General features: G+C 71.7%; 16 protein-coding genes. 14 read left to right on the plus strand and 2 right to left on the minus strand.

All coding sequences use genetic code 11. The features are described 5' to 3' along the window. Nucleotides 1–57 precede the first annotated feature (57 nt). From ACFE64_RS04415 to ACFE64_RS04435, 5 genes are all read left to right on the plus strand, one after another. Nucleotides 58–297, plus strand: a complete 240-nt coding sequence (locus ACFE64_RS04415; RefSeq protein WP_375391300.1) for a hypothetical protein — start codon at nt 58–60, stop codon at nt 295–297. Nucleotides 298–300: 3 nt separating this feature from the next. Then, nucleotides 301–1,560 carry a cell division protein FtsA gene (gene ftsA / locus ACFE64_RS04420; RefSeq protein WP_375391246.1) on the plus strand — a complete coding sequence of 420 codons (1,260 nt, stop codon included), beginning with the start codon at nt 301–303 and terminating at the stop codon, nt 1,558–1,560. 98 nt (nt 1,561–1,658) lie between these two features. Further along, complete coding sequence (gene ftsZ, locus ACFE64_RS04425; protein ID WP_375391247.1) at nt 1,659–3,143, plus strand: cell division protein FtsZ; 1,485 nt, start codon at nt 1,659–1,661, stop codon at nt 3,141–3,143. 418 nt (nt 3,144–3,561) lie between these two features. Beyond that, nucleotides 3,562–6,432 carry an SPOR domain-containing protein gene (locus tag ACFE64_RS04430; RefSeq protein ID WP_375391248.1) on the plus strand — a complete coding sequence of 957 codons (2,871 nt, stop codon included), beginning with the start codon at nt 3,562–3,564 and terminating at the stop codon, nt 6,430–6,432. Further along, on the plus strand, nt 6,429–7,589 hold the full coding sequence (locus ACFE64_RS04435; protein ID WP_375391249.1) for a deoxyguanosinetriphosphate triphosphohydrolase: 1,161 nt from the start codon (nt 6,429–6,431) through the stop codon (nt 7,587–7,589). Before ACFE64_RS04430 ends, ACFE64_RS04435 begins: the two co-directional genes overlap by 4 nt. Nucleotides 7,590–7,641: 52 nt before the next feature. Here ACFE64_RS04435 and ACFE64_RS04440 read toward each other — a convergent pair whose 3' ends face one another. Next, a complete protein-coding gene (locus ACFE64_RS04440; RefSeq protein WP_375391250.1) occupies nt 7,642–7,923 on the minus strand; it encodes a hypothetical protein in 282 nt (93 codons plus the stop codon). A gap of 187 nt (nt 7,924–8,110) precedes the next feature. Here ACFE64_RS04440 and ACFE64_RS04445 point away from each other — a divergent pair, with 187 nt between their 5' ends. The 9 genes from ACFE64_RS04445 (at nt 8,111) to tatC (ending at nt 16,891) form a co-directional block, all read left to right on the plus strand. After that, complete coding sequence (locus ACFE64_RS04445; RefSeq protein ID WP_375391251.1) at nt 8,111–9,619, plus strand: DUF1800 family protein; 1,509 nt, start codon at nt 8,111–8,113, stop codon at nt 9,617–9,619. 4 nt (nt 9,620–9,623) lie between these two features. Next, nucleotides 9,624–10,805: a DUF1501 domain-containing protein gene (locus ACFE64_RS04450; RefSeq protein WP_375391252.1), complete on the plus strand. Its 1,182-nt coding sequence runs from the start codon at nt 9,624–9,626 to the stop codon at nt 10,803–10,805. An 89-nt stretch (nt 10,806–10,894) separates the two neighbouring features. Further along, a complete protein-coding gene (locus tag ACFE64_RS04455; RefSeq protein ID WP_375391253.1) occupies nt 10,895–11,290 on the plus strand; it encodes a VOC family protein in 396 nt (131 codons plus the stop codon). Nucleotides 11,291–11,665: 375 nt separating this feature from the next. Beyond that, complete coding sequence (argS, locus tag ACFE64_RS04460; protein ID WP_375391254.1) at nt 11,666–13,390, plus strand: arginine--tRNA ligase; 1,725 nt, start codon at nt 11,666–11,668, stop codon at nt 13,388–13,390. Then, complete coding sequence (locus tag ACFE64_RS04465) at nt 13,390–14,124, plus strand: SPOR domain-containing protein (RefSeq protein WP_375391255.1); 735 nt, start codon at nt 13,390–13,392, stop codon at nt 14,122–14,124. Before argS ends, ACFE64_RS04465 begins: the two co-directional genes overlap by 1 nt. Before the next feature lie 51 nt (nt 14,125–14,175). Then, nucleotides 14,176–15,183, plus strand: a complete 1,008-nt coding sequence (locus ACFE64_RS04470) for a glycoside hydrolase family 3 N-terminal domain-containing protein (RefSeq protein ID WP_375391256.1) — start codon at nt 14,176–14,178, stop codon at nt 15,181–15,183. Nucleotides 15,184–15,356: 173 nt separating this feature from the next. Beyond that, on the plus strand, nt 15,357–15,593 hold the full coding sequence (locus tag ACFE64_RS04475) for a twin-arginine translocase TatA/TatE family subunit (RefSeq protein ID WP_375391257.1): 237 nt from the start codon (nt 15,357–15,359) through the stop codon (nt 15,591–15,593). 30 nt (nt 15,594–15,623) lie between these two features. Next, complete coding sequence (gene tatB / locus ACFE64_RS04480; protein WP_375391258.1) at nt 15,624–16,124, plus strand: Sec-independent protein translocase protein TatB; 501 nt, start codon at nt 15,624–15,626, stop codon at nt 16,122–16,124. Further along, nucleotides 16,121–16,891, plus strand: a complete 771-nt coding sequence (gene tatC / locus ACFE64_RS04485) for a twin-arginine translocase subunit TatC (protein WP_375391259.1) — start codon at nt 16,121–16,123, stop codon at nt 16,889–16,891. Before tatB ends, tatC begins: the two co-directional genes overlap by 4 nt. 207 nt (nt 16,892–17,098) lie before the next feature. On the opposite strand, the gene ACFE64_RS04490 is transcribed toward tatC, so the two are convergent. Further along, complete coding sequence (locus ACFE64_RS04490) at nt 17,099–18,688, minus strand: sensor histidine kinase (protein ID WP_375391260.1); 1,590 nt, start codon at nt 18,686–18,688, stop codon at nt 17,099–17,101. Nucleotides 18,689–18,695 lie beyond the last annotated feature (7 nt).

Genomic DNA, 18,695 nt, shown 5'->3' on the forward strand with positions numbered 1-18,695 from the left:
CCCGCGCTCAAACCGCGCATCCGCGCCGCGACCTGGATCGGCAACCGACGCTGGGATCTGCGCTTCGACAGCGGTGAGACGCTGAAGCTGCCGGAAGAGGATGCCGGCGCCGCGCTGCTCGATTTTGCCCGGCGCGACGGCGCGCATCCGCTGCTCGGGCGGGGCTGGATCAGCTTCGACCTGCGCAATCCGGACAAGCTGGTCGCGCGCAAGCCCGATCCCGACGCGCAGAAACAGGTTGCCGATCCCGGCGAACCCGTCAGCATGGGCGCGCATGCGACCGGCATGGAAGGATAAGGCATGGCCAAGGCAGCCCCCGAAGGTCTCATCACCGCGCTCGACATCGGCTCCTCCAAGGTGTCGGCGATGATCGCGCAACCGGGCGACGGCGGCGAGCTGATCGTGCTGGGCACCGGCCAGCGCGAGAGCCGCGGCGTCAAGCGCGGCTATATCGCCGACATGACCGCCACCGAGGCGGCGGTACGCGAGGCGGTGGAGCAGGCTGAGCGTATCGCCGGGCTCAACATCGAGAATGTCTGGGTCGGCTTCTCCGCCGGCGGGCTGGTCAGCGACGTGGCGGAGGTGGAGTTCGAGCTGGGTGGCCACCGCGTCGAGCAGGGCGACATCGACGCGCTGCTGGCGGCCGGGCGCAACTCGATCGATCCGCAGGGCCGCATGGTGCTGCACGCGCAGCCGGCGCTCTACACGCTGGATGGGCTGACCGGCGTCAAGAAGCCGCTGGGGCTGCACGCCGACCGGCTCGGTGTCCACATCCATGTCGTCGCCGCGGACGGCTCGCCGGTCCGCAATCTCGATCTGTGCGTCCGCTCGGCGCATCTGGAGGTGAAGTCGATCATCGCCGCCCCCGTCGCGACCGGGCTCGCCTGCCTCTCCGACGAGGAGCGCGAGCTGGGCGTCGCGCTGGTCGAGCTGGGCGCGGGGATCACCAACGTGTCGCTGTTCGCGGGCGGGATGTTGGTGGGGCTGACCAGCCTGGCGATGGGCGCGGCCGACATCACCGACGACATTGCCTCGCATTTCGGCACGCGCCGCGCGCAAGCCGAGCGGATGAAGTGCTTCCATGGCTCGGCCAATGCGAGCCCGCGCGACAATCACGAGATGATCCCGCTGACCGGCCTCGGCGAGGATGACGACAAGGCGGACGGCGCGCAGATCAGCCGCGCGCATCTGATCGCCACCATCCGCCAGCGGCTGGAGCACCAGATGGCGGAGATCCGCAAGGCGCTAACCGCGCTCAAGTTCGAGGGGCCGGTCGGGCGGCAGGTGGTGCTGACCGGCGGCGGCGCGGAGCTGAACGGCATCGCGGATTACGCCCAGGCGGCGCTCGGCCGCTCGGTGCGGATCGGCCGCCCGCGCGGGTTGACGGCGCTGCCCGAGGCGCATGGCGGGCCGGCCTTCGCGACGCTGGCGGGGCTCGCCTTCTATGCGGCGGCGGACCCGATCGACCTCCGGAGCGTCGCGCCCCAGCAGACGGTGCATCGGCCCAAGGGCGCGGGGCTGGTCCGCAAGCTCATCCAGGCCGCGCGCGCGAATTATTGAGGGCGCCCGCGTTTTCCTGCTGGAACCGCGCGAATCCTTGGGGCACAAAGGTTAACATGACCGCTTCGATGCGGTCCGGGGTGGGCGGAGAGTCAAAGATGAGCATCGAGTTCCTGACGCCGGAAGTGGACGAGCTGACCCCCCGCATCGCGGTGATCGGCGTGGGCGGCGCGGGCGGCAACGCCATCGCCAACATGATGCGGGCGGACGTGCAGGGGGTCGATTTCCTGGTCGCCAACACCGACGCGCAGGCGCTGAAACAGTCGAATGCGCCGCATCGCATCCAGCTCGGCGCGAAGATCACCCAGGGCCTGGGCGCGGGCAGCCGGCCGGAGATCGGCCGCGCGGCCGCCGAGGAGACCATCGACGATCTCGCCAAGCGGCTGGAAGGCACACACATGTGCTTCATCGCCGCCGGCATGGGCGGCGGCACCGGCACCGGCGCCGCGCCCGTCATCGCCAAGGCGGCGCGCGACATGGGCATCCTGACGGTGGGCGTCGTCACCAAGCCATTCGCCTTCGAGGGCAATCGCCGGGCCAAGAGCGCCGACGGCGGCATCGAGGAGCTGCAGAAATATGTCGATACGCTCATCGTTATCCCCAACCAGAATCTGTTCCTGATCGCCAACGCGAACACCACCTTCAAGGAGGCGTTCAGCATGGCGGACGAGGTGCTGCAGCAGGGCGTGCGCGGCATCACCGACCTGATGGTCATGCCGGGCCTCATCAACCTCGATTTCGCCGACGTCCGCTCGGTGATGCAGGAGATGGGCAAGGCGATGATGGGCACCGGCGAGGCGTCGGGCGACAACCGCGCGCTGGAAGCGGCGCAGAAGGCGATCGCCAACCCGCTGCTCGACGGCGTGTCGATGCAGGGCGCCAAGGGTGTCATCATCTCCATCACCGGCGGCGACGACATGCGCCTCCTGGAGGTGGACGAGGCGGCGAACCATATCCGCGACCTGGTCGATCCCGACGCGAACATCATCTGGGGATCGGCGTTCAATCCGGAGCTGGAGGGCAAGATCCGCGTCTCCGTGGTCGCGACCGGGATCGAGGCGCAGGCCCGCCCCGCCGCCGTCACTGCCGCGGAGCCGGCGCGGAGCTTCGGCTTCGGCGGCGCGCCGCGGCGGGACGAGCCGGTGTCCTTCCGCCCGCAACAGGCGCAGCCTGCGCCTGCGCCCACGGCCGAGACTGCCGCGCCCGAGACCGGCGGGGCGGAGCCGCTGGAGCTGACCGAGACGGCGACTGTCGCCGATGCGGCGCCGGAAACGGCCGACGCCGCCAATGAGGAGCTGGTGCTGGGCGCCGATGCGATCGTCGCGCAGCCGCCGCAGACCTATGCCGACGACGCCTATGGCGCGCCGCCGGCACAGCCGGACGAAGCGGGCCGCCGTCGCTGGCTGTCCCCCGGCAGCGAGGCCGACGCCGCGCCCGTGGCGCCGACGCCGCGCGTGAAGCTGGGCGGCACGCTGTTTGAGCGCATGTCCAACGCCGCCCGCGGCGCGACGCGCGAGGAGGCGGCGGACGCGGAGCAGCCGATCGACATCCCGCGCTTCCTCCACCGGCAGGGGAATCAGTAGGGCGCAGCGCGGCAGCCGGCCACGACCGGCTGACTCGCGCAAGCGCGGCCGGCGGCCCGGCCCGGCCCGTCCGACGACGCGGCTTGGCCGCAGCGGTACGCCATGCATCGTCATGCCCGCCTTGTGCCGGCATCCACGCTTGGTTCGTCCAAAGCTCCCGGCGACCGGGCAGCGCAACGGTGGACCCCGGCACAGGGCCGGGGTGACGAGGGGGATGTCGATCCCTCACTCGGCGGAAGCGCACCGCGGCGAAGCCGCATCGTCGAACGGGCGCTTGCGCCCGCCGGTCGCGCTTGCGCGTCTTGGTCGCAGACTGGCTGCGGCCATGCGCGCGGCGTGTTGGTCGCCGCAAAGCCTCCACTCATCGCGCGTCCGTTGCCCGCGATCCGACCGCGGCGTCTAAGCTTCCGCCCACACCATGCCGCTCCCCCGCTTCACCGCCATCGCCCTGGCGCTCGCCCTCGCGCCCGCGCCGCTCCTCGCCCAAGCGATCGTCCAGCCGCTCGGCACGTCCGATGCCGACCAGCTCGCCGATCAGGTCCGCCGGCTCGGCGCGAACCCGCTCGACCTCGATGCGCTGCTCACCGCCGGCGAGCTGTCGACGCGGCTGGGCGACCTGACCGCCGCCGCCGCCTTCTTCGCGCGTGCCGAGAAGATCGATCCCCGCAACGCACGCGCCAAGGCCGGCGAAGGCGCGATCCTGGTCCGCTCCGAACGGCCCGGCGAGGCGCTGCGCTATTTTGGGCAGGCGGAGAGCCTAGGCTTGCCGCCCGCGCGCTTCGCGGCCGACCGCGGGCTCGCCTATGATCTCCTCGGCGATCAGCCGCGCGCGCAACGCGATTATCGCGCGGCGCAGCAGGCCGGCGACAGCGACGAGGTGCGGCGGCGCTACGCGCTGTCCTTCGGCATCGCCGGCCGCAAGCAGCAGGCGCTGGACCAGCTCGCGCCGCTCATCCGCCGCAACGACCGTGCCGCGTGGCGGGATCGCGCGTTCATCCTGGCGATGACCGGCGACGGGGCGGAGGCGCTGGTCATCGCGCAGACGATGATGCCGCCGGGCAGCGCGCAGGGGCTGCGCGGCTTCTTCGCGCAGCTGCCGAGCCTGCCGGCGATCGATCGCGCGTTCGCGGTGCATTTCGGCGAGGTCCATGCGACGGCGGCGCGGCTCGCCGACGCCCGGCTCGCGCCCGCGCTGACGCCGCTGTCGCCCGAGCCGGAGCCGGCCGTGCAGGTCGCGGCCGGCACGCCGATCGTCACGACCGGATCGGGCAAGGGCAAGAAGGGCAAGCGATCGCAGGTCGCGGCCCCGTCCGCGCCCCTCCCGCTCGTCGCCGCCGCGCCCGATCCGGCGCCGCCGCCCTACCAGCCGCCCGCCTATCAGCCGCCGGCCGATCGCGCGCCGGTTGCGGTCGCGGCGGCCGATCGGCCGCTGACGCCGGGCGAGCAGGCGAGCCTGCTGGCCGCGGGGCTGCGCTCCGGGTCGTCGCGCCGCTCGCGCCCGACGCCGACGGCCGGGAGCCTGGCGTCGGCGGCGCGCCCGCTGACGCCGGCGGAGCAGGCCAACCTCGCCGCCGCGACGATCGGGCGCAACGCTGCGCCCGCACGCCGAGAGGCGGCAATCGCCGCGGCATCGCCGATCCTGCCCACCACGTCGTTCACCGCGCCGTCGCCGCGCGCCGTCCTGCCGAGCGTGGGTGCGGGCGCGAACACGCCGGCGACGCCCGCGGCTCCCTTGCCGGCGGTGGCGCGCCTGGCCCCAGCGCCGGTCGCCGCCGGGAGCGATGCCGCCCGTGGAGGCCTGATCCCCGCGGCTCCCGGTGGTCCTGCCCCGGCCGCGACGAGCGTGGCCGCGCGTACGCCGCCCGCGCCGCTGATCGTCGCCACGCCGCCGGTCGTGACGCCGGTGCCGGCCATCGGCCTGGCAATGGCCAATGTCGCGCCCGCTCCGGCGGTGACCGGCGTGCCCTCGGCCCAGCCGACCGCGCCGGCAGCCGTGCTGCCGAACGTAGCTCCCGTGCTCGCCTCGCCTTCGGCCACGGCACCGGCAGACACCGCGATCGCAAGCGCCACGCCCTCGGCGCCGGGAGACGCAACGCCGACGCCTAGGCCCGCGCGTTCCGCTCTGCCCACGACACTTGCGTCCGTCCCACCGTCTGCGCAGGTCGCAGCCCGTAGGCCGACACCAGGCGCGGGTCGGATCGGCCACACGCAAGCCGACGCGATCCTCGCGCGGATCGTCGCCGGCTTGTCCATCCCGGCCTCGGAACTCGACGTCACCGGTCCGGCGCGTGCGGCGCCGGGGGCGCGGGCGAGCGCGTCCGGCCGCATGGCCGCCGGCAAGGCGACGGCCGCGGCGAAGACGCCCGATCGCCGCACCGTCGTCGATCGCGGTAGCCCGGCGGAGGCCGCGTCCCTCTCGCGCGGCGAGCGGCGGGCGGTCGCGCAGAAGCTCGCGGCGGGCGAGAGCCTCAGCCAGGAGGAGACGGCGGCGTTGCTCGCGGGCGCCGACGTGCGTCCCGCGACCTGGCCGGTGACCCGCGCCGAGCGTCGCGGCGTCGCCGCCGCGATCGCGGCCGACCGGCCGCTGACCCGCTCGCAGCAGCGCGTGATCGCGGCGTCGGTGGCGGCGGACGCACCCGCGCGGGGCGGCAAGCGCGCCGTCGCGGCGAGGGACGATACGCCTGCCGCGCCGACGCCGCGCGAACGCCGCGCGCTGGCGGCGAGAGTGGCCGCGGGCACGCCGCTGGGCGATGACGATCGGGCGGCGCTCGGCCTCGGCGACGTGACTCCTGCCAAGGCGCCGCCGACCCGCGCCGCGCGCCGGGCGCTCGCCGCCGCGGTGGCAAGCGGCGAGCCGCTCAGCCACGTCCAGCAGCGCCAGCTCGCCGCGCTCACGGACGCGGACGCGCCCGATGCCAGGCCCAGGCGCGGCGGCGTGAAGGACGCCGACGATGCGCCCGCGCCCAAGGGCAAGCGCGGCAAGGACACCGACGACAAACGCGCCGCCAAGTCGGAACCGAGCCGCATCTGGGTGCAGGTGGCGGGCGGCGCCAACGAGGGCGATCTCACCAAGGCCTGGGCGGCGACCAAGGCCAAGGCGCCGGGCGCGTTCGCCGGGCGGCAGGCCTGGACGACGCCGCTGCGCGCCACCAACCGGGTGCTGACCGGCCCGTTCAAGACGGACGCTGCGGCGCGCGCCTATGTCAACCAGCTGGCGAAGGGCGGCGTCTCCGCGTTCGCCTTCACCAGCGACGCGGGGCAGAAGGTCACCCGACTGGGAGACGAATGACGCCGTCCCCCTGGGCCAGCTACCCGGCCGAGAGCCGCGGCCGGCTCCATCCCGAGCCGTCCGACGCGCGGCGCGGCCCGCGCGACGCGTTTCAGCGCGATCGCGACCGCGTCATCCATTCCATCGCCTTCCGCCGGCTGCGCCACAAGACGCAGGTGTTTCTCGCCCCCGACGGCGATCATTTCCGCGTGCGGCTGACGCACAGCCTGGAGGTGGCGCAGATCGGCCGGACGCTCGCGCGCGCGCTCGGGCTCAACGAGGATCTCACCGAGGCGATCTGTCTCGCCCACGACATCGGCCACCCGCCCTTCGGCCATGCCGGCGAGGACGCGCTCAAGGCGGCGCAGCAGGAGACGGGCGGTTTCGACCATAATGGCCACACCCTGCGCGTGCTGACGCGGATCGAGCGTTCCTATCCCGACTGGGATGGGCTCAACCTGAGCTGGGAGACGCTGGAGGGTCTCGCCAAGCACAACGGACCGCAGCGGCATCCCGGCTGGGCGCTGCGCGCGGTGGACGCGCAATGGCCGCTCGCGCTGGACAGCTGGCCGTCGCTGGAGGCACAGGTCGCCGCACTCGCCGACGACATCGCCTACGACAATCACGACATCGACGACGGCCTGCGTGCCGGGCTGCTGACGCTCGACCAGCTGATGGCGCTGCCGCTGGTCGCGCAGGGGTGGACGGCGGTGCGCGCGCGCTGGCCCGATGTCGCGCCCGACCGCCTGGCGCGCGAACTGGTGCGCACGCAGATCGGGACCATGGTCAACGATCTTCTCGCCGAGACGCGCGCACGGATCGCCGAGGCGAAGGTGGACAGCGCCGACGCGGTGCGCGCCACGCCCTACGCGCTGGTCGGCTTTACCGCCGGGATGCGCGAGGCGGAGCGCGACCTGAAGCGCTTCATGTACGCCAACCTCTATCACCATCCGCAGCAGCTCACGGCGGCGGCAGCAGCGCGCGACGTGGTGGCGGGGCTGTTCGCCGCGTTCCGGGCCGAGCCGGCGCTGATGGGCGAGGGGTGGGGCGACGCGCCGACGGACGAGCCGGACCGGAGCCGCCACGTCGCGGACTATATCGCCGGCATGACCGATCGCTACGCCGTCGCCCGCTACCGCGCGGTGATCGGCCCGGTGGACATGCCCGACGGGCTGTGACGGGTGCTCGCCCTCCCGCCGCGAGCGTGCGGCGGGAGGACGAACAATCGGCTCAGCGCGCCGCCAGCGTCACGGCGCCGCCGCGGGGCGCCGGAAACGTCACGTGCTGACCACCGGACACGCCGTCGACCAGATCGCCGTCGACCACGAGATGGAATTGCGAGCCGCCCGGCAGGCTGCGGCCGTCGATCACCTGCCGCCCCTTGGCGTCCGGGGTGACGGAATAGATATAAGTCACGCCGGATCGCGTGAACCGCTGCTCCGCGCCCTGCGCCCAACCGCAGGCGGGCAGGGAGACGGCGGCGACTGCCAGAAGCTTGTAGAGGTTGCGCATGATCGAACTCCCGCGATGGATGGCGTTGAGCCGGTCAGGTCCCGTCCTGTGCGATTATTGTGCAGCGCACCTAAGATGCAGCACGATCGGTTGCAAATGCATACCGATCAGTCACGAATGCACCGGACGCATCCGGCATAGTTTTGCGACACGCGGGGTATAGCCACGCCGGCGAGAGGAGCGGATCATGTCCGACTCGAGCATCGCGCTCAATCGCTTCGGCCTCGGCGCGCGGCCGGACGAGCCTGTGCCCGCCGATCCGAAGGCTTGGTTGCGCGACCAGTTCGCCCGCTTCGAGCCGCGCCCGCCCGCGCTCGCTGCTGCGCCGGCCAGCGGGGCGGTCGCGGCGGACCTGCGTGATTATTTCGTGCAGCTGCGTGCGGCGCGGCAGGCCTCCATCGGCGCGCAGTCGCAGCCGGCGCCGGTGCCGGACCTGTCGCCCGCCAGTCCGCTCGTTCCGTTACAGCCGATGCCCGCACCCGGGGCGATGGCGCCGGCGCTGCCCGCTCGCTCGGATGCGCAGATGCAGGTCCGCCAGGTCGCGCGGCGGCAGGCGGACGGGCAATATGGCGGCGCGGTCGCCGCCCGCGCCGCCGCCGCGCTCGTCACGCCCGCGCCCTTCGTGGAGCGGCTGGCGCATTTCTGGGCGAATCATTTCGCGGTCTCCGCCGACAAGCTGGAGCTGATCGGGCTCGCCGGCACGCTGGAGTTCGAGGCGATCCGCCCCCATGTGCTCGGCCGGTTCGGCGACATGCTGAACGCGGTCGAGCGCCATCCGGCGATGCTGCTCTATCTCGATCAGGCGGTGTCGATCGGCCCGGCCAGCCCGTTCGGCGCACGCGCGGCGGCGCGGGGCAACCGCAAGCTCGGGCTGAACGAGAATCTCGCGCGCGAGATCATGGAGCTGCACACGCTGGGCGTCCGCAGCGTCTATACGCAGGCCGACGTGACCGAGTTCGCGCGCGCAATGACCGGCTGGACGGTGGGCGGGATCGGCAACGGGCCGTTCGCGCGCGTGCTCGGGACGGATGGCGAGGCCGGCCGGTACGTCTTCGCCGCACCGCTGCACGAACCCGGCGACCGCACGATCCTGGGCCGGCGTTACCCGCAGGCCGGCGAGGCGCAGGCGCAGGCAGTGCTGAACGACCTTGCCAACCACCCGGCGACCGCGGCGCACCTCGCCACCAAGCTCGCGCGGCACTTCGCCGGCGATGCGCCGCCGCCGGCGATGGTGGCGCGGCTGCAGGCGGCGTTCCTCCGGTCGGGCGGCGATCTGCCGACGGTCTATCGCGCGATCATCGATTCGCCCGAAGCGTGGGTCCCACAGCCGCTCAAGTTCCGCACCCCTTGGGAATGGTCGCTCGGCTGCCTGCGCGCGCTGGACTATCGCGAAACGCCGGCGGGGCCGCTGGTCGGCCTGCTCAACCAGCTCGGCCAGCCGACCTGGCGGCCGGGCGCGCCGGCCGGCTATGACGACATCGCCGCGAGCTGGGCCGGGCCGGACGCGGTGCTGCGCCGGGTCGAGGCGGCCGAGCGCCTCGCCGCCCGCGCCACGCAGATCGACGCGCGCGCCGTCGCGCCGAAACTGTTTCCGGCGGCGCTGCAGCCCGCTACCGGCCAGGCGCTCGATCGTGCCGAGAGCCCCGGCCAGGCGCTGGCGCTGCTGTTCGTCTCGCCCGACATGATGCGGAGGTGATCCCATGCTCGCCCGACCCCTGATCGATGGCGCCCTGACCCGCCGCACGCTGCTCGCCCAGGGCTCGCTTGGGGTATTGGCCAGCGCCTTCGCGCCGCGTATGGCGTTCGCCCGCGCGGCGTCCGACCGGCGGTTCGTGTTCATCATCCAGCGCGGCGCGGCGGACGGCCTCGGCACGATCGCGGCGACGGGCGACCCCGCCTTCGCCGGCGCGCGCGGCGATCTCGCGGCGGACTTCGCCACGGGGACGAAGCTCGACACCATTTTCACCCTCCACCCCGCCATGGCGCAGGCAGCGGCGCTCTACGGGCAGGGGCAGGCGCTGTTCGCGCACGCGGTCGCTTCCCCCTATCGCGACCGCTCGCATTTCGACGGGCAGAATGTGCTCGAGACGGGTGGGGCCGGCGCCTACCAGGTCAAGGACGGCTGGCTGAACCGGCTGCTGACGCTGCTGCCGGCCGACGAGGCGCGCGCGATCGCCATCTCCGCGACCGTGCCGCTGGCGCTGCGGGGCCGGCACGAGGTGGCCTCCTACGCGCCGTCGTCGCTCCCCGCGGCGTCGGACGACCTGCTGATGCGCGTCGGCCAGCTCTATGGCGGCGACCCGCAGCTCCACGCGCTGTGGAGCGAGGCGATGCAGACCCGGATGCTCACCAGCGACCTCACCGCCGACAATGGCCGCAACGCCGCCGCCACCGGCCAGCTCGCCGCGCGGCTGCTCCAGCCCGCCGACGGCGCGCGCGTGGCGATGATCGAGACCGGCGGGTGGGATACACACGCGGGCCAGCGCGGCCGGTTGGCGGCGCAGTTGAAGGGGCTGGACGCGATGGTCGGCGCACTCAAGGCCGGGCTGGGGCCGCTCTGGGCGGACACGCTGGTGCTGGTCGCGACCGAGTTCGGGCGAACGGTGGCGGTCAACGGCACCGGCGGCACCGATCACGGCACCGGCGCGGCGGCGATGCTGTTCGGCGGCGGCGTGAAGGGCGGCCGCGTCCTCGCCGACTGGCCGGGGCTGGCGACCACCCAGCTCTACGAGGCGCGCGACCTGCGGCCGACGACGGGGCTGGACGCGCTGATCGCCGGCGCGGTGGCGGAGCATTTCGCGGTCGACCCGGGGCGCGCGCTGCCGACGCTGTTCCCTGGCGGCGGGAGCGGTCGGCCCAGCGACGGGCTGCTGCGGGCCTGAACGGCTGGTGTGGTGCTTCAGAGCCAGGCAGGTTTCGGCCGTCGTCGGTCACTTGCGACCGATCCGAAGTGAGGCCTAGGCTATCAGCTATGGCCGCAGTTGTGACGCTGAGGGTTGCCCGCCCGACCGACGATATAGAGGCCCTGCTTCCCTTTTATCGGGAGGGCCTCGGCTTTGATGTCCTGTATCGGTTTACAAACCACAATGGCTTCGACGGCATCATGCTTGGGAGCAAGGGCGCACCATATCATTTCGAGTTCACGAAAGCGCATGGCCATGTTGCCGGACAAGCCCCGACGCAGGATAACCTTCTGATCTTTTACCTGCCCGCTGTCGAGGAATGGCAGGCGGCGGTGGATCGGATGGAGGCTGCGGGCGTCCCGGCGGTTCCAGCGTTCAATGCCTATTGGGATAAGCAGGGCAGGACCTTTGAAGATCCTGACGGGTATCGGGTCGTCATTCAAAATGCAGCATGGAAGGGCTGATTATTGTCAGCCTTTTAATGCGACCCATCAACGACTCGGTGCTTGGATTTGGCCGGAAGCTGCCGTTTCGTCATCCTGGGTTTCAGCGGGATCCCGCTCCGTCCTAAACCGCGCAAGGCAGGGTGATGCCGGATCACGTCCGGCATGACGGAAGAGGCCGATAGACCAACGTTGCACCTCTTCTGTCCTACGCCATAGCGCCCCCGCTCTTTCTCAGCTTCGCTCCAGCACGGCCAACCTTCGCGCCCACGCACCCGAGAGGGCGCCCACCTTGGCGACGTTCGCTGATGGTGCGAACATGGCGTTCTCGCCTCAACTTCCGCGCCGCAAGCCCGGTTTGCCGGGGTGGCATCGTTCCGCTAACGCCCAGCCATCATGACGCTGTACACCCGTTTCGCCGCTGACACCGACGCGGCGCTGGACCGGCTGGTCGCCGCCGGCGCGCTACCGGGCGGGCTGGACCGCAAGGCGGTGACGGTCGAGCCGCCGCGCGACGCCGGCCATGGCGATCTCGCTACCAACGCCGCGATGGTCCTCGCCAAGCCGGCAGGGACCAATCCGCGCGCGCTCGCGACGGCGCTCGCGGCTGAGCTGGGCGCGCTGGATGCGGTGGCGTCGGTCGCGGTCGCCGGGCCGGGGTTCATCAACCTGACGCTGACCGACCAGGCCTGGCGCGACGAGCTCGCCGCGATCGCCACCGCCGGCGCGGATTACGGGCGCTCGGACGCGAATGCGGGCGTGACGGTGAACATCGAATATGTCTCCGCCAACCCGACCGGGCCGATGCACATGGGCCATTGCCGCGGCGCGGTCGTCGGCGATGCGCTCGCCAGCCTGCTGGAGTTCGCCGGCGCGCGGGTGATCCGGGAGTATTACGTCAACGACGCCGGCGCGCAGGTGGACGTGCTCGCCCGCTCGGTCCAGCTGCGCTACCGCGAGGCGCTGGGCGAGACCGTCCGCATCCCCGACGGGCTCTACCCCGGCGATTATCTTGTGCCCGTCGGTCAAGCGCTTGCGGCCGAGTTCGGCGATCGGTTCGCAACCACGCCCGAGCCGGAATGGCTGCCGCTGTTCCGCGCCCGCGCGGTCGCGGCGATGATGGACCTGATCCGCGCCGACCTGAAGCTGCTCGGCATCGAGCACCAGGTGTTCGCGTCGGAGGCCGCGCTGCAGGCCGCCGGCAAGCCCGCCGCCGCCGAGGCGGAGCTGCGCGCGCGCGACCTTGTCTATGACGGCGTGTTGCCCGCGCCCAAGGGCGAGACGCCGCAGGATTGGGAGCCGGTCGAGCTGCCGCTGTTCCGCTCCACCGCGTTCGGCGACGACCAGGACCGGCCGATCCGCAAGTCCGACGGCAGCTGGACCTATTTCGGCGCGGACCTCGCCTATCACTTCCAGAAAAGCCAGGCCGCCGACCAGCTGATCGATATCTGGGGTGCCGACCATGCCGGCACCGTCAAGCGCATCACTGCCGCCGTCGCCGCGCTGACCGGCGGCCGGACGCGTTTCGACGTCAAGCTGATCCAGATGGTGCGGCTGCTGCGCAATGGCGAGCCGGTGAAGATGTCCAAGCGTTCCGGCAACTTCGTGACGCTTGCTGACGTGGTGGATGAGGTCGGGCGTGACGTGGTGCGCTTCACCATGCTGACCCGCCGCTCCGACGCGCAGATGGATTTCGACTTCGCCAAGGTGGTCGAGGCGTCGAAGGACAACCCGGTCTTCTATGTCCAGTATGCGCATGCCCGGATCGCCTCGCTGCACCGGCGCGCGGACGAGGCGAGGCTGACGCTGCCGCCGGCCGATCTGTCCCTGCTCGGGACCGAAGAGCTTGGCTTGGTCCAGCTCGCCGCACAGTTCCCGCGCGTCGTGGAGACCGCCGCCGCGATGCGCGAGCCGCATCGCATTGCGTTCTATCTCTATGACTTGGCGGCTGGGTTTCACGCGCTCTGGAATGCCGGCAACGACGATCCGGCGCGGCGCTTCCTCCAGGTAGACGATCCGGCCGTCACCGCCGCGCGTCTGTCCTTGGCGGATGGCGTGGGGCAGATTATCCGCAATGGGCTCGGCATCATGGGGGTCGAGGCGGTCACGGAGATGAGCTGATGGCGTCCGACGAGATCAGGGTGGTGAACCATGAGGACCGGCTGCCCTGGCTGGAGACCGTCGAGCCCGACGAGCCGGACGGCGCGCCGCTCGGCCGCGTGGTGGCGCTGGTGCTGCTCGGCCTGGCGGTGCTCGCGGCGATCGTGTTCGGCGTCTACAAGCTCCAGCACCGCCAGCCGGCAGGCGGCAGCGACGGCGAGCTGATCCAGGCGCAGGCGGGCGACTACAAGGTCAAGCCCGCCGATCCCGGCGGGCTGAAGGTCAAGGGCGAGGGCACGGCCGCGGTCGCGACCAGCGACGGCAAGACCGGCAGCGGCGCGATCGATCTGAAGCAGGTGCCGGAGGCCCCGGTCGCCGGCCATCGCGCGCAGCCGCTGCCAGCGACGCCCGCGTCGGCGGGGCGCAATGCGGTCGCCGCCGTGCCCGCGGCCGGCGGCAAGCTGGTCGCCAGACCGCCGGTCGCCACCGCCGCCGCGGCGGCGCCGGGCGCGGCGTCGGGCGGATCGTTGGTGCAACTCGGCGCCTATCCTAGCGAGGCGGTGGCGAACGCGGCGTGGACGCGCTTTGCCAAGCGGTTTGCCTATCTGGCGGACCTCGGCAAATCGGTGCAGCCGGTCGCGGCGGGTGGGCGCACGCTCTACCGGCTGCGCGTCAACGCGGGCGGCGCGAACCAGGCGGCGGACATTTGCGGCCGGCTGAAGGTGGCGGGCGAGAGCTGCTTCGTGGCAAGTTGACGCTTACCAGGCTGGCATGACGAATCGAGGGCGAGCCGCTAGATCGTCGCGATGAAGCCCGTCATCTTCGGCATCGCCGGCCTCCAGCTCGACTCCAGCGAGCGCGCCTTCTTCGCCGATGCCGCGCCGCTCGGCTTCATCCTGTTCAAGCGCAACGTCGCGACCCGCGAACAGGTGCGCGCGCTCACCGACGCGCTGCGCGACCTGACCGGGCGCGACGACCTGCCGATCCTGATCGACCAGGAGGGCGGGCGCGTCGCCCGACTCGGGCCACCCGAATGGCCGGCCTTTCCCGCCGGCCCCGCCTTCGACCGGCTGTACGACATCGCGCCGATGTCTGCGATCCAGGCGATGCGCGCCAATGGGGAAGCGCTGGGGCTGATGCTGAGCGAGGTGGGGATCACAGCCGACTGCGCGCCGATCCTCGACGTTGCGCGGCCGGACACGACGGAGGCGATCGCCTGCCGCGCCTATGGCGCCGAGCCGATGCGCGTCGCGGCGCTCGGCCGGGCGATGCTGGCGGGCCTGCGCGCCGGCGGCGTGGTCGGTATCGTCAAGCACATGCCCGGCCATGGCCGCGCGGTGCAGGACACGCACCATGACCTGCCCACCGTCGCCGCCGCGGCCGCGGAGCTGGAGGCCGACCTCGAGCCGTTCCGCACGCTGCGCGACGCGCCGATGGGGATGACCGCGCATATCCTCTTCTCCGCCTGGGACGCCGCGCGGCCGGCGACGCTCTCCCCGGTGGTGGTGGAGCAGGTGATCCGTGGCCAGATCGGCTTCGACGGGCTGCTCATGACCGACGATATCGACATGAAGGCGTTGAGCGGCACGCCGGCGGACAAGGCGGCGGGCGCGCTGGCGGCCGGCTGCGACGTCGTGCTCGATTGCTGGGCGCGAATGGCGGAGATGGCGGCGATCGTCGAGCGGATCGACGACTGCGGCGCGCGGACGCTCGCCCGGCTCGACCGTGCGATGGCGATGCGCGATGCGCCCGCGGGCGAGATGGCCGCGCTGATCGCACGGCGCGACGCCTTCCTGGCGCTCGCCGATGGATGACACGCTCGCCCTCGCGCTCGATCGTTGGGAGGAGCCGCTCGGCCTGCTGCTGCCCCATGCGGCGGCCTCGGAGCGGCGGGCCTGTCGACCCGGTTGACGTGCTATTAGCGAAGGATGTGGAAAAGGACGCCGAGGACGCCTAGATGCGTTCATGGTCTCCAGGAGTTAGCGCCATGGGCGGTTTCAGCCCCATTCACCTGCTCATCCTCGCCGTCGTCGCCATCCTGTTGTTGGGCGGCGGACGCTTCTCCAACCTGATGGGCGATGTCGCCAAGGGTGTGAAGAACTTCAAGAAGGGCATGGCGGAGGAGGACGAGGACATCCGCAAGCCCGCCGCCCGGCTGGAGGCGAAGGCATCGGCCGATCCGGCCTTCGACCGGGAGGGCAAGCGCGTCCGCGAAGACCGCTGACGCCGCCCGCCCCGGCGACCGTTCCCGCGCATGTTCGATATCGCTCCGTCCGAATTGCTGCTGGTCGCCGTCGTCGCGCTCGTGGTGATCGGCCCCAAGGACTTGCCCAAGGCATTGCGGGTGCTCGGCTACTGGGTCGGGCGCGCGCGGGGCGTCGCGCGCCAGTTCCGCGCCGGTTTCGACGAGATGGTCCGTGAATCGGAACTCGCCGAGATGGAGAAGAAATGGGCATCGGAGAACGAGCGCATCATGCGGGAGCATGATGGCGGTGCCGAGGCGGACGTGGCCGCCTCGCCCGCGCCGGAGATTGCCGCGGCCGAGCCGGTAACAGCCGATCGGGACGAGCCGACGCTCCCGCCGTCCGAGCCGTCGGACGCGGCCGAGCTGGTCGATCGGGCCGCGGTCCACGCGCGAATGCGCGAGAGCCGCGGCGGACCGCCCGTCGCCGACGCGCCGGTGATGGTCGAGCGGCCGCATGTCGCGCCCGCGCCGGGCGCCGCCACGCCGCCCGCGGACCCGGCTTCGTCGTGAGCGACGACCTCGACGCCAGCCGCGCGCCGCTGCTCGACCATCTGATCGAGCTGCGCCGGCGACTGCTCTACAGCATCGCCGCGCTGGTCCTGTTCTTCGGCGTGTGCCTGTATGTGGCGCGCGACATCCTGCGGCTGCTTGTCGCGCCGCTGCACATGGCCGGGCAGTCGGAGCTGATCAATACCGACGTCTATGGCGGCTTCCTGGTCGAGGTGAAGGTCGCCTTTTTCGCCGGGCTGATGCTCGCCTTCCCGATCATCGCCAACCAGATCTGGCGGTTCGTCGCACCGGGGCTCTATCGCAAGGAGAAGCGGGCGCTGCTGCCGTTCCTGCTGGCGACGCCGGCGCTGTTCACCCTCGGTGCCTCGCTCGCCTACTTCATCGCCATCCCGCTTGCGCTCAAGTTCCTGCTGGGCTTCCAGGGCGATCTCGGTGGCGTGACGCAGCGCGCGCTGCCGGACGTGAACAGCTACCTCAAGTTCGTGATGCAGTTCCTGTTCGGCTTCGGGCTCGCCTTCTTGCTGCCGGTGCTGCTCATGCTGCTGGAAACGGCGGGGATCGTGACGCGGGCGCAGCTGGTGGCGGCGCGGCGCTATGCCATCGTGGCCAATTTCGCCGTGGCTGCGGTGCTGACCCCGCCGGACATCGGCTCGATGCTGCTGCTCGCGCTGCCGCTGGTGCTGCTGTATGAGCTGGCGCTGTTCGGAATCTGGTTCACCGAGCGCCGTCGCGCCCGCGAAACGGCTGTGATTACTGCCGACGACTAAGCCGCGATCAGCAGCAGGTTCGCCGTTGATCGGCCAACTCCTCGTGCCCAAACGAATTAAGGCCCAGAAGCGCCTCCAGGGGGGGGGGAGGGGAGACGCTTCCGGGCCTATGTCGTGGATAGCGAGAGCGGGGGGGCATATTTCGCTATCCGAAGAGTAGAACGGCGCTTCAAGAGAAGGGTTCCGGCGCCCCGATATTTTTTGTCGTCAGGGCCGTCCGACCACCGCAAAGGCGATCTCGTAGGCGCCGACCATCGGATCGTGGTGGAGCGGGGCACGGAGCTGACGGGCGAGGCCCTCCATCACCCGCGCATAGCGGGTGACGGCCAACGTCCGCAGCCGATCGGTTTCGATCAGCGCACGCGAGACGACGCGGAGTTTCGCGCGGTCCTGCTCCTCGCCGGCGCGAACCGCGATGCGGATCTGCGCCCGAGGATCGCAGCCCATCGCCAGCTCGACCGCCTCGGTGATCAGGAAGGCCAGCGCGACGCCCACATCCTGGTTCACGCATAGCGACTCGATTTCCAGCGTAATGCCCAGACCATGCGATTCCGGCGGCGCGGTGGCGCGGATGTTCGCGGCCAGCTCGCCGATCATGGTGCGCAGATTGAGCCCGCGATTGTCCTCCAGCTCGGCGAAATGGTTGCGGTGCACCACTGCCAGCGCATCCACCCGCCGCTGGATGGAGCCGTAGGCGGCGCTCGCATCCGCGCTGATCGCTCCGCGGGAATGGAAGTTGATGAGGCTGGAAATGACCTGGAGGTTGTTCTTGACGCGGTGATGCACCTCGCGCGTGAGCTTGGTCTGGCGCTGCAGCCCCTCGGCAAGCCCCGCCTCGTGGATGGCCACCGTGCGGCTGATCGCGCGGAAGGTGTCGCCCAGCTCGCGGATCTCGGCGGCGGGCAGCGGACCGTCGGCGCCGACGTCGATCACCTCGCCCGGCGTGAAGGCGGCCACGCTGGCCCGCAGCCGCCGGAGCGGCCGGATCAGCAGGCGGTCGACGACCATCCAGGCGATCACCGCCGCTGCCGCCCACATCAGCAGCGGCAGCAGCATCGCGACGACCAGCGAGGAGGTGATCGGCGCGCGGCGCATGCTGGTGCGCAGCGACAGCCTGCCCACGCCGAGATCGGAGCGCAACGTCTCGATGCGATCGAGCGGGCCGGCGGCGGCCATCGTCTCCAGCACCAGGCTGTCGTCGCCGAGCGTCAGCGCGCTGCTGAGAGGCGTGCTGCGGCTGGTCGGCCGGCCCAGCGCCGCCAGCGTCGCGCGGGGGAACAATGCGCGCGCCCGCAGCCCATTCGGCGCGGTGCGCAGCGTCAGCAGCACGCCCGTTCCCGGCAGGATCGCGGCGGCCACCGGGGATCCGGCGATGCGCGTGACGGCGTGCGACGGCACCGGCTCGCCGCATAGCACATGGCCGGCGCGGTCGAGCACCGCGAAACTGGTGCCGCTGGAGGAACGCTGCGCGAACACGCCCTGTGCGCGCGCGCAGCTCGGTACGTCCTGGGGATCGTGGCCGAGCGCCGTCACCGCGGCGGTCAACGCGGTCATGTCGCCGATCAGCTCGGTTGCGATCACCCTCGCGCTCTCGTTGCTCACGACATGCAGCCGCGAGCGCGTCTCGGCGTCCGCCAGCCGGGTGGTCTGCAACGTCGCGAACACCGCGATGAGCGCAAGTGGCAGCAGACCGACGCTGAGGATCAGGAACAGCTTGGCTCCCGTGGGCAGTCGGGCCAGGGCAGGCAGGGCAGAAATGCTGCGGCGGTCAGCGGGGCCCGGGCGGACGGTGGCCATTTCCCAG

This window comes from uncultured Sphingomonas sp. (genome assembly GCF_964250165.1).
In the GTDB taxonomy this organism is placed as follows: Bacteria; Pseudomonadota; Alphaproteobacteria; order Sphingomonadales; family Sphingomonadaceae; genus Sphingomonas.